The organism is Thioalkalivibrio sp. ALJ16, assembly GCF_000377345.1.
Classification (GTDB): Bacteria; Pseudomonadota; Gammaproteobacteria; order Ectothiorhodospirales; family Ectothiorhodospiraceae; genus Thioalkalivibrio.
This window is the reverse complement of the sequence record NZ_KB898043.1, coordinates 73,695-89,359: the sequence shown is the minus strand read 5'-3', so window position 1 is coordinate 89,359 and position 15,665 is coordinate 73,695. Positions and strand designations below refer to the sequence as shown.

The window sequence follows — 15,665 nt, the reverse complement described above, 5'->3', positions numbered from 1 at the left end:
GGACGCCGGTCAGACTTCCATCAACTCGGCTTCCTTTTCCGCCAGCATCGCGTCGATCCGCGCGATGTGGTCGTCGGTCAGCTTCTGGACCTGTTCCTGCGCCTTGCGCTCGTCGTCTTCGGAGATCTCCTTCTCCTTCACGAGCTGCTTGAACCCGTTGTTCGCGTCACGACGAATGTTGCGGACGGCGACACGGGCATTCTCAGCCTCGGCCTTGACGACCTTCACCAGGTCGCGCCGGCGCTCCTCGGTCAGTGCCGGAAGCGGGACGCGAATGACCGTACCCATGCTGGCCGGGTTCAGGCCCAGATCGGAGGTCATGATCGCCTTTTCCAGCTTGCCGACCATGTCCTTCTCGTACGGTACGACCGTCAGGGTGCGTGCATCCTCGGCGCTGATATTCGCGACCTGGTTGATCGGCACCTCGGAGCCGTAGTAATCGACATGTACGTGCTCGAGCAGCGACGGGTGGGCGCGTCCGGTGCGGATCTTCGCCAGCTCGTTGCGGAGCGCTTCCAGGCTTTTGTCCATGCGCTCGCGCGCATCTTTGATCGTGGCGTCACTCATTGCTGGATCCCTCGACCAGGGTGCCGATCGGCTCGCCCATCACGAGCCGCATCAGGTCGCCCTTGGCAAACATGTTCATTACCCGGATCGGCAGGCCGTTGTCACGGCACATCACCAGGGCGGTGGTGTCCATCACACCGAGGCGCTGGGTCAGGGCCTCGTCGAACGTCAGCCGCTCGTAGCGGCGGGCGTCCTTGCGTTTCATCGGGTCCGCGTCGTACACACCATCGACCTTGGTGGCCTTGATCATGATATCGGCATTGATCTCGATCGCACGCAGGCTGGCCGCGGAATCGGTGGTGAAAAACGGATTGCCGGTCCCTGCGGCGAACACGACAATACGTCCCTTCTCCAGGTGGCGTACCGCCCGCCGGCGGATGTAGTCCTCGCAGACCTGATTGATGCGGATCGCGGACATGACCCGGGAGAAGCGGCCGGCCCGTTCGATCGCGTCCTGCAGCGCCAGGGCATTAATGACCGTCGCCAGCATACCCATATGGTCGCCGGTGACGCGGTCCATGCCGCCCTGGGCCAGTCCCGCACCGCGGAAGATGTTGCCGCCACCGATCACGATGCCGACCTCGACCCCCATGCGGGAGAGCTCCGAAACCTCTTCGGCCACCTGCGCCAGTACATCCGGGTCAACCCCGTAGGCTTGCTGGCCCATCAGGGCCTCCCCGCTCAACTTCAAAAGGATGCGCCGATACGCGGGCTGGCTGTCCTGACTCATGGGGTTCCTTGATCTCGGGCTCGGTTATTCTCGCTTGCCAGTCTATTCTGGCCCGTACATCCGGAAGCGGCCGCATCCTGCGGCCGCCCCGGGGTCCTGCTGGGTCAGGCGCCGCGTGCCTGCGCCATGACCTCTTCCGCGAAGTTCTCGGTCTTCTTTTCGATCCCTTCGCCCACTTCAAAGCGGATGAAGCCGGCCACGGATGCACCACTGGCCTCCAGCAGCTTGCCGACCGTCTGGTCCGGATCCTTCACAAACGGCTGGCCGACCAGGGTGATCTCGGCGAGGTACTTGCGAATGCGGCCTTCGATCATCTTCTCGATGATGTTCTCCGGCTTGCCGGATTCCTCGGCCTGGGCCTTGAAGATGGCGCGTTCCTTGTCGAGCATCTCGCTCGGCACCTGGCTTTCGTCGACGCACACCGGCTGGCTGGCCGCGATATGCATGGCCACATCCTTCGCCAGTGCCTCGTCGCCGCCATTCAGGCCCACCAGCACGCCGATACGTGCGCCATGCTGGTACGCACCGAACACGCCGTCCACGTTCATGCGCTGGAAGCGACGGACCTGGACGTTCTCCCCTACCTTGGCAACCAGCTGGGTACGCTGCTCTTCCAGGGTCTGGCCATCGACCGTCTCGGCCATCAGCTCTTCGACGGAATCGACCGCGGAGCCCAGCGCCACCTGTGCGCAATTGGCCGCGAACGCGCGGAAGTTGTCATCATTGCCAACGAAGTCGGTTTCGCAGTTGATCTCGACGATCACCGCATTCGAGCCCTCGCTCGCGATTTCGACCCGGCCCTCGGCGGCCACGCGATCGGCCTTCTTGTCGGCCTTGGCCATACCGGACTTGCGCATCGCCTCGATGGCCGCCTCCAGGTCGCCGCCGGTCTCGGTCAACGTCTTCTTGCACTCCATCATGCCGGCGCCAGTGCGCTCGCGAAGTTCTTTTACCTGTGCAGCAGTAATCTGCATCGTCACTTGCTCCTGAATCGTACGCGGGCCGGCCGCCTGCGGGCGACCGGCCCCGGTTATCAAGCGGGGTTGGCGGGCGACGCGGTATCGGTCTCGCTCGTCGCGGCGGCCGGCTCGGCGAATGCCTCTTCGCTCACACCACCGGTCGTCACCGCACCCTTGGCCTCGATGATGGTGTCGGCGATCGCAGCCACATAGAGCTGGATCGCACGCATCGCATCGTCATTGCCGGGGATCACGTAATCCACGCCTTCCGGCGAATGGTTCGAGTCCACCACCGCAACCACCGGGATGCCGCGCTTCTTCGCCTCGGCCACGGCAATCTTTTCGTAGCCGACATCGATCACGAACATCGCGTCGGGCATGCGGTTCATGTCCTTGATACCGCCCAGGCTGCGATCCAGCTTTTCCTTTTCGCGGCGACGACTCAGTGCCTCGCGCTTGTTGAGCACCTGAAAGCTGCCGTCGGCGTCCATCGTCTCGAGGTCCTTCAGGCGCTTGATCGACTGCTTGACCGTGTTGAAGTTGGTCAGCATGCCACCCAGCCAGCGATGGCTCACGTGCGGCATACCGCAGCGATGCGCCTCTTCGGCCACCACGTCGCGGGCCGAACGCTTGGTCCCGACGAACAGGATCTGGCCACCGTCGGCGGCGACCTTGCCGAGGAAATTCAACGCATCGTTGAACATCGGCAGGGACTTTTCGAGGTTGATGATATGAATCTTGTTGCGCTCGCCGAAGATGTACGGGGCCATCTTCGGATGCCAGTAGCGCGTCTGGTGGCCGAAGTGCACACCGGCCTCCAGCATCTGTCGCATAGTCACGAGGGACATGAGGTTTCTCCTGTAACGGGTTGAGCCTCCACGCATCCCGGCCTGAAACCCGAAGCGAATCATCTTCGCGGGCGGGCACCCGACAGACCGTGCCGATGCGTGTGTGGATTAAGGTTTCGAAAATCGCCCCGCAAAAGGCGGCCTCCGGCCCCGCCGAATTGCCAGCGAGGCGCGCGCTTTATAGCATAGGACGCTTATCCGAACCAAACGCCGAGGCCCTCCGGGCGCCGCGGCCGGAGTCCTCATGTCCGTTTCCATCAAGACCCCCGAAGAGATCGAACACATGCGCGTGGCCGGGCGCCTCGCGGCCGAAGTGCTGGAGATGATCGAACCCCACGTGCAGGCCGGCATCACCACCGGGGAACTGGACCGGATCTGTCACGACTACATCGTGAACACCCAGGACGCCATCCCCGCGCCGCTGAATTATCGCGGCTTCCCGAAGTCGATCTGTACCTCGGTCAATCACCAGGTCTGTCATGGCATCCCGGGTGATCGCAAGCTCAAGAACGGCGACATCCTCAACATCGACATCACCGTGATCAAGAACGGATTCCACGGCGACACCAGCCGCATGTTCGTGATCGGCAAGGCCGGCATTCAGGCCCAGCGCGTGATTGATGTCGCCCGTACCAGCATGTACCTGGGCATCCAGCAGGTGCGCCCAGGCGCCACACTGGGGGACATCGGCCACGCCATCCAGCAGTACGCCGAGGGTCAGCGCTGCTCGGTGGTGCGCGAATTCTGTGGCCACGGCATCGGTCGCGGGTTCCACGAAGATCCGCAGATCCTCCATTACGGCAAGCCGGGCACTGGCATGGCGCTGCAGGAAGGCATGTGCTTCACCATCGAACCCATGGTCAACGCCGGGCGCCGCCATACCCGCATCCTCGCGGATGGCTGGACTGCGGTGACCAAGGATCACAGCCCCTCCGCCCAGTGGGAACACACCATCCTGGTCACCGCCGACGGCTACGAGATCCTGACCCTGCGCAGGGACGAGACCCCGCCCCAGGAGATCGCGGCCTGATCGCCGCCCGATCCGCGCACCCGCCCGCCCTTTCCAAGGAGATCCCATGAATCCCGCGGGCAGCACCCCCGGCGAACTGGAAACCCCGGCCTTCACCCCCGACTGGGGTGACGACTACCAGCGCCTCAGCCGCAACCCGGGCAACATCGCCCTGTTCCGCGACCGCCGCAAGGCCATCCTGGAGCAGCAGTACCAGGGCTTTCGTGACGGCATGCCCATCGCCGACCTGATCCACGGGCACGCGCAACGCATCGACGAACTGCTCAAGCTGATCTGGGCCCAGAAGGGTCTTGCGGACGACGCTCACCTCTGCCTGGTCGCGGTCGGGGGCTACGGGCGCGGCGAGCTGCACCCCGCCTCCGATATCGACATCCAGATCATCATGGAAGGCGCCAGTGATCGCGCCTACTTCGAGCGCATCAGCGAGTTCGTCACCTTCCTCTGGGATATCGGTATCGAAGTCGGCCACAGCGTTCGCAGCATCGAGGACTGCACCCGCGAGGCCCGGGACGACATCACGGTTGCCACCAACCTCATCGAGGCGCGCTACCTCGCGGGCCACCTGGGCCTGTTCAACCAGTTTCGCAGCGCCATCGAGCCGGACCGGATCTGGGATTCGCGCAGCTTCTACGCCGCCAAACTGGCGGAGCAACAGGCGCGCCACCGACGCTTCGGCGAGACCGCCTATCGCCTGGAACCAAACGTAAAGGAAGGCCCGGGCGGCCTGCGCGACATCCAGATGATCGGCTGGGTCACCAAGCGTCATTACGCGGCCGAGCGCATCGAGGAACTGGTCTCCCTCGGATTCCTGCGTGAGGGCGAGTTCCGCGAGATGATGGAGGGTCAGAATTTCCTGTGGCGGGTACGCTTCGCGCTGCACATGCTGACCGGGCGACGCGAGGATCGCCTGCTGTTCGACCTGCAGCGCCAGCTTGCAAACAACTTCGGCTTCGTGGACCAGAACCACAACCGCGCCGTCGAACAGTTCATGCAGCGCTACTTCCGCACCATCAACGACCTCGAGCGTCTGAACGAACTGCTCCTGCAGCACTTCAACGAGGCCATCCTCGACGACCCGCGATCACTGCAGGAACCGGTGCGCATCCACCAGCGCTTCCAGACCCGTGGCGGCTATCTGGAAGCCGCCCACGACCAGGTCTTCATGATCTACCCCCCGGCGCTGCTGGAGGTCTTTCGGCTCCTGCAGGAACACCCGGAGATCCAGGGGATACGCGCCTCCACTATCCGTCTGATCCGCGCCCACCGCCACCTGATCGACGGCCACTTCCGGCGCAACCCGGTGTGCCGCGCCCTGTTCATGGACATCCTGCGGGCCCCGCGTGGCATCACCAGCCAGCTCCGGCGCATGAACCGCTACGGCGTGCTGGGCAACTACCTGCCCGCGTTCGGCCGCATTATCGGCCGCATGCAGTACGACCTGTTTCACGCCTACACCGTCGACGAACACACCCTTAATGTGGTGCGCAATGCGCGGCGCCTGGCATTGCCGGAGTTCGCCCACGAACAGCCACTGGCCAGTCGCATTCACGCCGACCTGGAACGCCCGGAACGCCTGGTCCTCGCCGCCCTGTTCCACGACATCGCCAAGGGTCGCGGCGGCGACCATTCCGAACTCGGGGCCCACGACGCACTGCACTTCTGCCAGCAGCACGACCTCTCGGACGCGGATGCCAGCACCGTTGCATGGCTGGTGCGCTCGCACCTGCTGATGTCGCTGACGGCGCAGCGCAAGGACATCTCCGACCCCGAGGTCGTGCTTGGCTTTGCCCGTGAGGTCCGCACACGCGAGCGCCTGGACCTCCTGTATCTCCTCACCATCGCCGACATCCGCGGGACCAACCCGGAGCTCTGGAACAGCTGGAAGGACTCCCTGCTGCAGACCCTGTATCACGCGACCCGCACGTTACTGGAGCGCGGCCTGGACACGCCCCCCGATCTGGAAGAACAGATCCACCAAACCCGCTCCGAGGCGCTGGAGCAGCTTCAGCACCAGGGATTCGACAGCGAGCGCGCACGCGCCCTCTGGGACGAACTGGATGACGAGTATTTCCTGCGCCATTCGGCCGACGAGATCGCCTGGCACGGCCAGGCCCTGCTGTCGCCCGCCGCCACCGAGCTCCCGCTGATCCTGGTCCGGCCCAAGACCTCGCGCGGAAGTACCGAGATCTTCGTCTGCGCCGACGACCACCCGCAGATCTTCGCGCGCATCACCAGCACCCTGACCCAGCTGGGCCTCGATATCGTGGATGCCCGCATCATCACCACCGCCAGCGGCCGGACACTGGATACCTTCCTGGTACTCGAGAGCGGCGGCGGACAGACGGTGGACGCCGGCTACCGCTGCGAGGAAATCCGCACAAGCCTGGAACGGGAACTGCGCCACAGCGACGGCCCCAGTACCCCGGTCAGCCGCCAGCTTCCACGCCGACTGAAGCATTTTGACGTCGACACCCGCATCGAATTCGAGCCCGCCTCTAGCGGTCAGGCGACACGCATGCGCCTGCGCGCCCTGGACCGTCCCGGCCTGCTATCCACTATCGGACACATCCTTGCGGAACAGGGCATCGATGTCAGTACGGCCCGGATCGCCACCGCTGGCGAGCAGGTCGAGGACAGCTTCCTGCTCAGCCGGCCCGGCCGACAGCCGCTCGACAGCGAAGAGCAGAAAAAGCTGCGCGAGGCGCTGCTGGCGGCGATCTGAGCCTCAACCCGTGGTGCCTTGACGCTCAGCCGCCGCCCAGCAGGCGCGTCTCGAAATCGGTGAGCACACTGAATTCCACCCGTCGCGAAGCCGCCCGATCCTCCTCGCCCGCGGCATCCAGGATGCGCCGCGAAGACGACAGGCCCACCGCGGCCACACGTGACCGAAACCAGTCGTCCTCCCGCAGCGGCTCCAGCTGGTAGGCGTATTCCAGCACCGCCCGCGTGCGCCGCTGGCTCAGGTCCATATTGCCAAAATAGGACTCCAGCTCGTCCTCGCTGCCGGCCCATTCGCTGGAGGTATGCCCCTCGATCCGGACCTCGCGGATGACCTCCGCAAACGGCCGCAGCTGCTCCGCGTAGCGCGGGATAAAGTCCTCCAGGATGGCCTCGAAACGCGGCCGAATGCGCGCCGAGCTGCGCTCGAACAGGACCTCGGGCTCGCGGAAACGCAGGGTCAGGCTGTCGCGATCCAGCTCCGCATTCCAGCGCGGCAGATCCTCGCGGAATTCCGCCTCCAGCACGGAATAGATTGCCGCGCGCAGTGCCGCTGCCTCGTCGCGAACCTCGGTATGCGCCGCGCTCTCGCGCTCCACCTGCACCATGTGCAGCAGCGCCAGGAACAGGAAGATCATCATCAGCGCCGCCATCAGGTCCGCTACCGCAAGCCAGTGCGAACCCTGATCCGCTTCGTGACCGGCCGCGCCGCCACGCGAGTCACGCCGGGCGCCCGCCACCCAGGACAGCATCAAACCGCCCCTTCTGCCGCGGCCAGCCCGCGGTGGCGGCGCTGCGCGGACTGCCCCGCCTGTACCGCGTTTTCAATGCTCTCGAGCATCGCTTCCAGACGCGCATCCATCGCCGGGAAGGCCTCCGTGGCGCGGTCGCGCAACGCCGCGATGCTGCCGAGCAGCGCCTCCAGCTCGACCGTCTCGCGCCGCAGGCTGGCCAGCGTCGCCTCCTGATCCTCGACGTGACGGGTGATCTGCAGGGCCTGCCCGGTCATGCGCTCGAGGGTCTGCTCGGTCTGCTCGACCCCGCTACGTGCCTGTTCAAAGGCCCGCTGCAGACTGTCCATCTGCTCCCGGTAACGTTCCTGCCACTCGACCAGGCGCTCCACCGAGGCATCCAGACGGCGGAAATTCTCGCCAAACTGCTCGCCGAGCCGGCTGTTGAAATCGTGGATCACCCGCTCCAGTGCCTCGACCAGATGGGTGCTGCTCAGCTCGGTCAAACGCTCGGCCATCGCGTCCAGCGCCGCGAGCAGGGCCTGATGCTGGTGATCGAGCCGCGTCTCCAGCCGCTGGTCAAGCACCCGTACCGCCTCCGCCGTGCCCAGCGCGGCATCGCGCTGCTGCGCCAGCAGTTGCAGCATCTCGGCCCTGCCCGCCGCTTCCCCCCGGGGACCGGTATCCGGATCAACAGCGGTGGCCGCGGCCTGCGTACCGTGCCCCGGCGTCAGCACCTGAACCAGGCGGAGCACCGCCGACAGCAGGATGCCCACGATGCTGGTGACAAACGCCAGCTTGAGCCCCTCCAGCAGCGCCGGGATGCTCGCCTCCACGCGGCCGGAGTCAAAGTCCAGCAATCCGATCGCCACCCCCAGGAAGGTTCCGAGAATCCCCAGCGTCGTCAGCAGGGCCGGCGCCGCCCCCTGCAGGGCGCGTGCACGGCGCAGGGCGGTCGCCAGCAGCGCCAGCAGAAACAGCGCGAACAGCAACAGCGTAAACAACCCGATCACGGTCATCGGGCTCATGCCCTGCAGCGTCGCCAGCAGGGCCTCGGCAATCCGGTCAAGTGTCGCTGTCATAACTTCTCCTGCCATAGCGTGGGACACGCGTTCATCACTCCACGGCCTGAGCAAGAAACAAGCCAGTCGATACGGCACGATCAGAGGCGGCGCCCGCAATCAACCGCTCGATAATTTATTGACACAAGCACCCTTCGACAATCGCGGTCAGCCTCCAAAACCGTCATTTTTCCGACTATCAAGGCAGTCCCGGTCAAAACCCGCGCTGCCTTAGCGCGGATCGCTTCCCGCTTCTGGTATAAGCCCAACAGCTCTGCTACAGGTTTAATTAGGAGATGCGCACGAGCGCATCTGCTCCTCTGCGAGAGGTGGCACACTGATCATGTCCAAGGTTTCTGCGTTTCATTTGGGGCTTTCGGTATCACGCCCATCTCTCCGTATCCCGGGGACCGTCGCCTGCTTGCTCGCCCTGCTGCTCCTTGCCCATATGCCCGCACATGGATCTGAGACACGTTCGCTGGGTATACAGCCATTTCTCAGCCCTCCAGCACTCTTCGAGCGCTACGCGCCACTTCGTGACTGGCTTGCGGAACAGATCGGTGAGCCCGTCCAACTTCAATCAGCGCGCACACGCAGCGCCTTCCTCCGAAGGATCGCAGCCGAGCGCTACGACTTCGTCTTTACATCGCCGCACGTTGTGCCCCTGCTTACGGAAGAAACGGGCTACCGTCCAGTCGCAGCCACAGTCGATCGACTCGCGATCGTGCTCGTGGTCAGGTCGGAAGCTCAGTTCACCCAAATAGAAGACCTGGCGGATACGACGATCGCGGCCCCTTTCGAGGAAAGTCTTGCGGCCGCTTTTCTGAAATACACGCTTTCGTATCTCGAATGGCCGTATGGGTCCTCAGCCCCGACGGTGCGACACCACCATCACCACTCCGGGGCATTGACTACGTTTGCTCGCGGGGAAGCCGATGCCCTCGTGGTCGTGACCGACGGCGATCTGATCGCACGACTACCCCATGACACCACGGTCCAGCGTTTGATGTCGCTGGGTGATGGCACCCTCGTTCGGATCATTGCCAATTCGCCCAGTTTCCCGGGAATGACCCTGCTTGCCAGCAACGATGTGCTGCTGGGCTCGCCAGAATTGGAGGAGCGCCTGATCGGGCTGCGTAAAACTCCTGAGGGGCAAGAGGTACTCCAGAAGATCCGCCACCGTGGCTTTATTACGGTTGAGGAGAGCGACTATCGGCCTTTTCGTCCCGACACCTTCCAAAGACAACTTCCGTCCATGCGAGACGCAATGACTCACTGAAGGCACCCGGTCTTTGTGCTCCATCATGGGCAGCCACCACAAACTCCCCGTAGAATGCACGTCTCGGTTCACACACCGCTTGACCGCGTGCACTGGCGCATATCCAGCCAAAGACCCCCTCATGACGCTCACCGACTCAGCCAAAAGCAAGCTTCGCCCTTCAATAGTCTTGCCACAACAGCACGGCTAGACGGTTCCGTATGCGCCTGAATTTCGCCTGGCAGATCATCATTGGCACCGTCGCGATCCAGGTCGTGATGGTTGTCGCGCTGATGTTCAGTGGCATCTCCCAGGTGCAGCAAAACCAGTCGCAGATGCTGGAGCGCTTTGCCGAGCAACAGGGACGCCTTTTGTCCAGCGCGCTGACCCCAGGGCTGGCATACGCCGACCCGGAGATGCTGCAGGACCTGCTGGATCTGGTCGCGGGCGACTCCAACGTGCTTTACGCAGTCGTGCTCGATGCTCAGGATCAACCGATGGCCTCCTCGGGCATCTCGCCGGAGGCGCTTCCCGAGCAACCAGGCCACATTCGCACCGCCCCCGGACAGATCGAGGTATTCAAGGAGATCGAACTGGCCGGCCAGCCACTGGGTTCCCTCGCGGTCGGATACTCCACAAATGCCATCGACGCCATGTCCACCAATCTTCTGCAGCGCAATGTCACTCTGGCCATCGGCGTTCTTTTGCTGTCCATGGTTGCCGCGATCGTATTCAGTCTGGTGGTCACCCGCCGTCTACGCCTGCTTAACCAGGGCGGGAAAGCCCTGCAGAGCGGGCGCCTGGACCACCGCATCCGCGTGCGTTCGAACGACGAGTTCGGCGACCTCGCACGCACCATCAACGACGTCGCCGCCCACCTCGGTTCCACCCAGGCCGCGCTGGAACAACAGAATCAGCAGCTCAACCGGTCGGTCGCACGTCTGGAATCCATGCTCGGTGGCGCCAACGCCATCCTCTGGGAGGCCAACCCCGGCACCCACGAATGGGAGTTCGTGGCCGGCGACACCCGTCGGCTGCTCGGGTTCCCGGCGCGCAACCTGGGGCGGGGCGAACTCCGTGCGCGGCACATCCATCCCGTTGACCTCCCGCGCGTCCAGAACGCGGCACGCGAAAGCCGCGAGGCCCCGCGCTCGGTCGACTACCGCTTTGCCCATCGTGACGGGCAGTGGATCTGGCTGCGCGACATCCTGTCCTGGGCGCACGACGGCGATGGGCGCGAGAGCCTGCGCGGGCTTACGCTGGACATCACCGCGCACCGGCGCACCAGCGATGCGCTGGCGGAAAGCGAGAACCGCTATCGCGATGTGGTGGATCACATCTCGGAAGTCATCTTCCGAACCAATGCCGAAGGCCACCTGACCCTGCTGAACCCCGCCTGGGAGTCCCTGACCGGCTTCAGTGTCGAACAGACCCTTGGCCAGCCAATATGCAACTTTGTGGCCCCGGAAGACCGCGAAGACACCCACCACTTCTGCGCCAGCCTGCTGGAGGGCAGCTCGCACGCCCAGTCCGAGGAGATCCGCCTGCAGACACGCGACGGCGAGGTGCGCTGGGTGAATGTCTACGCCAGCGCCCGCTTCGACGACGGTGGGCGCGTGACCGCGACCTTCGGCACGATGACCGACATCTCCGACCGCAAGGAGGCCGAAGACGAGATCCGGCGGCTGGCATTCTTTGACGGGCTCACCCACCTGCCCAACCGCACACTGCTCCACGACCGCCTGAGTCAGACCCTGGCCAACACCGAACGCACGAACCTGCACGGGGCGCTGCTGTTCATCGATCTGGACAACTTCAAGGACATCAACGACACCCTGGGCCACGCCGTCGGCGATGACCTGCTGCGTCAGGTGGCGGAGCGCATGCTGGACTCGGTGCGCGAGGCCGACACCCTGGCACGCCTGGGCGGCGATGAGTTCGTGGTGATCCTCAACGATCTCCACCGCGACCCGGCACGGGCCGCCACCCAGGCCGAGGCCGTCGGCCGCAAGCTGATCGAGATCCTGCGCACACCGTTCGATCTGGCCGGGCAGAAACGGCACATCACGCCCAGTATCGGTGCCACCCTGTTCAGCGGCCGCCAACTCGGCGTGGAAGAGATCCTGAAACAGGCCGACCTGGCCATGTACCGGGCCAAGAACGCCGGGCGCAATACGCTGCGCTTCTACGACCCCGACCTGCACCGCGCGGTCGAGGCGCGCTTCGAGCTGGAAAGCGAACTGCGCCACGCACTCGATGCGGATGCCTTCTCGGTGCAGTACCAGCCGCAGGTGGAGGCCAATGGGGCGGTTATCGGTGCGGAACTGCTGCTGCGCTGGAATCACCCGGAGCGCGGGGCCGTCTCGCCGTCCGAGTTCATCCCGGTCGCCGAGCAGACCGGACTGATCGTGCCGATCGGGCGCAAGGTGCTGTACATAGCCTGCGAGCAACTGGCGGCCTGGCAGCAAAAACCGGAATTTCGTGAACTGACCCTCTCGGTGAACGTCAGTGCCCGCCAGTTCCGGCACAAGCGCTTTGTAGCCGACCTCACCGAGACGCTGGTCAGTACCGGTGCTCCGGGCTACCGGCTCAAGCTGGAGCTTACCGAGAGCATGCTGCTCGACAACGTCGAGACGGTAATCGCGCACATCGAGGAACTGCGGACGCTCGGGATCGAGTTCGCGCTGGACGACTTCGGCACGGGATATTCCTCGCTGGCCTATCTCAAACGTCTGCCCCTGGCCCAGCTCAAGATCGACCAGTCCTTCGTGCGGGACGTGCTGGACGACACCAATGATGCCGCCATCGCCCAGATGGTGGTGAATCTAGCGAACACCCTGGACCTGGACGTTATCGCCGAGGGGGTGGAAAACGAACAGCAGCGCGCCTTCCTGTTTGGCCTCGGGTGCCGCCACTTCCAGGGCTTCCTCTACGGGTACCCGGATACCGCCACCGCCCTGGAGGCCATGGTCCTGCAGCAGCAGGGGCGCGGTTCATCCATCGAGCAGCGTTGAATGTTCGATTTAATCGAAACTTTGGCGGCTATTTTCGCCATTTTCATTCGGTTAAACCGGATCTAAGGTGATACCTAACCGGAACGTCAACGCGGAGGACGCGAGACCATGAGCACCAAGATCCTGATCCTGTACTACTCCACCTGGGGTCATATCGAACAGATGGCCGAGGCCGTCGCCCGCGGTGCGCGCGAGGTGCCCGATACCGAGGTGACCATCAAGCGCGTGCCGGAACTGATGCCCGATGTGATCGCCCGCAACGCAGGCGCGAAGCTCGACCAGGCCGCGCCGATCGCCAAGCCGGAGGAGCTGGCGGATTACGATGCCATTATCATCGGCACCCCCACTCGCTTTGGCCGCATGTCCGCCCAGATGGCGAACTTCCTCGACCAGACCGGGGCCCTGTGGTTTGGCGACAAACTGGTCGGCAAGATCGGCAGCGTGTTTGGATCCACCGCCTCGCAGCATGGCGGGCAGGAAACCACGCTGATTTCGACTATTGTCAATCTCATGCACTACGGGATGACCATCGTCGGCCTGCCCTACACCGAGAAGCGCCTGGTCGACATGTCCGAGATCAGCGGCGGTACGCCGTACGGCGCCACCACCCTGGCCGACGGCGACGGCTCGCGCCAGCCCAGCGAGAACGAACTCGCCATGGCGGCATCACAGGGTCGCCACGTGGCGGAAGTCGCGCGCGCCCAGCGCCTGGGTCGCGCGGCGGGCTGAGGGCTGGATGGCCCCTGCACAGCGGCCAGGGAGGTACGCGCTGATGCAGGGGCCGGTAGCCATAACGGACAGTCAACGGCAACGAAGCCGCCAGGGACCCGCCTCCGCGGATGGCCGAGAGTGACACCGCGGTGTGACGCACATGGCCATCCCGGACCCGACCCAACACCCAAGCCCACTGCACCAGCAAGGAGAGCACTGCCATGGACAACACACTCGACGACAGCGGGAAACTCATCCTGCGGCTCGCCCTCGGGATCCTCATCCTCATGCACGGCGTCGCCAAGATCACAGGCGACATCAGCGGCATCGAGGGCATGCTGACCAACGCGGGGCTGCCCGCCATCCTGGCCTACGGTGTCTACGTCGGCGAGATCCTGGCGCCCATCCTCGTCATCCTTGGGCTGTATGCCCGAATCGGCGCGGTACTGATCGCGATCAACATGGTCTTTGCGATCGGCCTGGCGCATGCCGACGAGGTCTTCCAGCTGACAGGGACCGGGGGCTGGGCCCTGGAACTGCAGGGGATGTTCCTGTTTGCCGCCATCGCGCTGGCCCTGACCGGTCCAGGCCGTCTGGCCATCAACCGCATGTAACCTGACCCACCCCGTCCGGGGCGGCGCAACGCCGCCCCTTTCGGGTACCATGCGCGCCCTGGAACCGCGTGCACGAGCCTTCCATGCCCAATACCCCGACCCTGATCCTCGCCGCCCCCCGGATTGTCCCGGTCGTGCCCCGCAACACGGTACTCGAAGACCATGCACTGGTCGTCCGCGACGGGGAGATCACCGCCGTGCTGCCGCAGCACGAGGCAAAGGCGCAATATCCGGATGCCGATATCCAGGATCACCCCGGTCAGGCACTGATCCCGGGGCTTGTCAATGCGCATACCCATTCCGGGATGAGCCTGCTGCGTGGCGTGGGCAGCGACCGCCCGCTGATGGAATGGCTCAAGGGCTACATCTGGCCGGCCGAAGGCAAACTGCTGTCGCCCGAATTCGTGCGTTCCGGAACACGCCTGTCGGTCGCCGAGATGCTGCGCGGCGGGACCACCTGTTTCGGCGACATGTATCTCTTTGTCGAGGATGCGGCGCGGGTCGTGGACGAAACCGGCATTCGTGCCTCGCTGGGGCTGACGGTGTTCGACTTCCCGACCCCGTGGGCCCGCACGGCCGACGAATACTTCCAGCGCGGTGCCGACGTCGTGGACGCCTGGGGCGACCACCCCCGCATCCGCTTCAACGTGGCGCCACACGCACCGTACACCGTGGGTGATGCCAGCCTGGAGCGGGTGGCAGCCCGAGCGCGCGAGCTGCGCGTGCCCATCCACATGCATGTCCACGAGACCGCCAGCGAGGTGAGCGACAGCCTGCGCGACCACGGCGAACGTCCCCTGGCACGCCTGGCCCGCCTTGGAATGCTTGATCAGCCGTTCATCGCGGTCCACATGACTCAGGTCGCCGACAGCGACCTGGAACAGCTGCAGGGGCGTCCGGTGTCCATCGCGCACTGCCCGGAATCCAACCTCAAGCTGGCCTCGGGTTTCTGCCCCATCGCCCGCCTCCAGGCGGCAGGCATCAATGTGGGCCTGGGCACGGACGGCACCGCCTCCAACAACGACCTCGACATGATCGGCGAGATGCGCACCGCCGCACTCCTGGCCAAGGGCGTCAGCGGCGATGCCTCCGCGCTACCCGCCAGCGCCGCCCTGGAGATGGCCACGCTGGGCAGCGCCCGCGCCCTCGGCCTGGACGATCACATCGGATCGCTGGAGGCCGGCAAGCAGGCGGACGTGGTGGCCGTGGACCTGCAGGCGCCGGAGCTTCAGCCCGCGCATGATCCCTGCGCCCAGATCGTGTATGCCGCAACCCGTGACGCCGTGCGCAGCGTCTACGTGGCGGGCCAGCCGTTGCTCCGCAACCGCCAACTGCTTACGCTGGACCTGTATGAGCTCCATGCCGAAGCCGAGTACTGGCGCACGCGGGTACTGGAGACACAGCAGCCCCTCACCGCCTGATCG

13 protein-coding genes are annotated in these 15,665 nt (G+C 64.7%); 7 read left to right on the top strand and 6 right to left on the bottom strand.

Annotated elements, in window-relative coordinates:
- Positions 1-9 precede the first annotated feature (9 nt).
- The 4 genes from frr to rpsB form a co-directional block, all read right to left on the bottom strand.
- The gene (gene frr / locus D000_RS0107960; protein ID WP_018873004.1) at positions 10-567 is read right to left on the bottom strand and encodes a ribosome recycling factor; all 558 of its coding nucleotides are present in this window, start codon (positions 565-567) and stop codon (positions 10-12) included.
- The gene (gene pyrH / locus D000_RS0107955; protein ID WP_018873003.1) at positions 560-1,297 is read right to left on the bottom strand and encodes a UMP kinase; all 738 of its coding nucleotides are present in this window, start codon (positions 1,295-1,297) and stop codon (positions 560-562) included. The genes frr and pyrH overlap by 8 nt, the downstream gene beginning before the upstream one ends.
- 104 nt (positions 1,298-1,401) lie before the next feature.
- Complete coding sequence (tsf, locus tag D000_RS0107950) at positions 1,402-2,271, bottom strand: translation elongation factor Ts (protein ID WP_018873002.1); 870 nt, start codon at positions 2,269-2,271, stop codon at positions 1,402-1,404.
- A 59-nt stretch (positions 2,272-2,330) separates the two neighbouring features.
- The gene (gene rpsB / locus D000_RS0107945) at positions 2,331-3,104 is read right to left on the bottom strand and encodes a 30S ribosomal protein S2 (protein WP_018873001.1); all 774 of its coding nucleotides are present in this window, start codon (positions 3,102-3,104) and stop codon (positions 2,331-2,333) included.
- Positions 3,105-3,348: 244 nt separating this feature from the next.
- Here rpsB and map point away from each other — a divergent pair, with 244 nt between their 5' ends.
- Complete coding sequence (map, locus tag D000_RS0107940) at positions 3,349-4,134, top strand: type I methionyl aminopeptidase (RefSeq protein ID WP_018873000.1); 786 nt, start codon at positions 3,349-3,351, stop codon at positions 4,132-4,134.
- Positions 4,135-4,180: 46 nt separating this feature from the next.
- On the top strand, positions 4,181-6,856 hold the full coding sequence (gene glnD / locus D000_RS0107935; RefSeq protein WP_018872999.1) for a [protein-PII] uridylyltransferase: 2,676 nt from the start codon (positions 4,181-4,183) through the stop codon (positions 6,854-6,856).
- A 25-nt stretch (positions 6,857-6,881) separates the two neighbouring features.
- Here glnD and D000_RS13450 read toward each other — a convergent pair whose 3' ends face one another.
- A complete protein-coding gene (locus D000_RS13450) occupies positions 6,882-7,604 on the bottom strand; it encodes an OmpA family protein (RefSeq protein WP_018872998.1) in 723 nt (240 codons plus the stop codon).
- Entirely contained in the window at positions 7,604-8,665 is a 1,062-nt protein-coding gene (locus tag D000_RS0107925; RefSeq protein ID WP_018872997.1) for a hypothetical protein, read from the bottom strand. Before D000_RS0107925 ends, D000_RS13450 begins: the two co-directional genes overlap by 1 nt.
- 427 nt (positions 8,666-9,092) lie before the next feature.
- Here D000_RS0107925 and D000_RS0107920 point away from each other — a divergent pair, with 427 nt between their 5' ends.
- The 5 genes from D000_RS0107920 (at position 9,093) to D000_RS0107900 (ending at position 15,662) form a co-directional block, all read left to right on the top strand.
- Positions 9,093-9,923 carry a phosphate/phosphite/phosphonate ABC transporter substrate-binding protein gene (locus tag D000_RS0107920; RefSeq protein WP_051074951.1) on the top strand — a complete coding sequence of 277 codons (831 nt, stop codon included), beginning with the start codon at positions 9,093-9,095 and terminating at the stop codon, positions 9,921-9,923.
- Positions 9,924-10,123: 200 nt separating this feature from the next.
- Positions 10,124-12,916 carry an EAL domain-containing protein gene (locus D000_RS0107915; protein WP_018872995.1) on the top strand — a complete coding sequence of 931 codons (2,793 nt, stop codon included), beginning with the start codon at positions 10,124-10,126 and terminating at the stop codon, positions 12,914-12,916.
- A gap of 108 nt (positions 12,917-13,024) precedes the next feature.
- Positions 13,025-13,645 carry an NAD(P)H:quinone oxidoreductase gene (gene wrbA / locus D000_RS0107910; RefSeq protein ID WP_018872994.1) on the top strand — a complete coding sequence of 207 codons (621 nt, stop codon included), beginning with the start codon at positions 13,025-13,027 and terminating at the stop codon, positions 13,643-13,645.
- Between the two features lie 203 nt (positions 13,646-13,848).
- Positions 13,849-14,241 carry a DoxX family protein gene (locus D000_RS0107905; protein WP_018872993.1) on the top strand — a complete coding sequence of 131 codons (393 nt, stop codon included), beginning with the start codon at positions 13,849-13,851 and terminating at the stop codon, positions 14,239-14,241.
- Positions 14,242-14,324: 83 nt separating this feature from the next.
- On the top strand, positions 14,325-15,662 hold the full coding sequence (locus D000_RS0107900; protein ID WP_018872992.1) for a TRZ/ATZ family hydrolase: 1,338 nt from the start codon (positions 14,325-14,327) through the stop codon (positions 15,660-15,662).
- Positions 15,663-15,665: the final 3 nt, after the last annotated feature.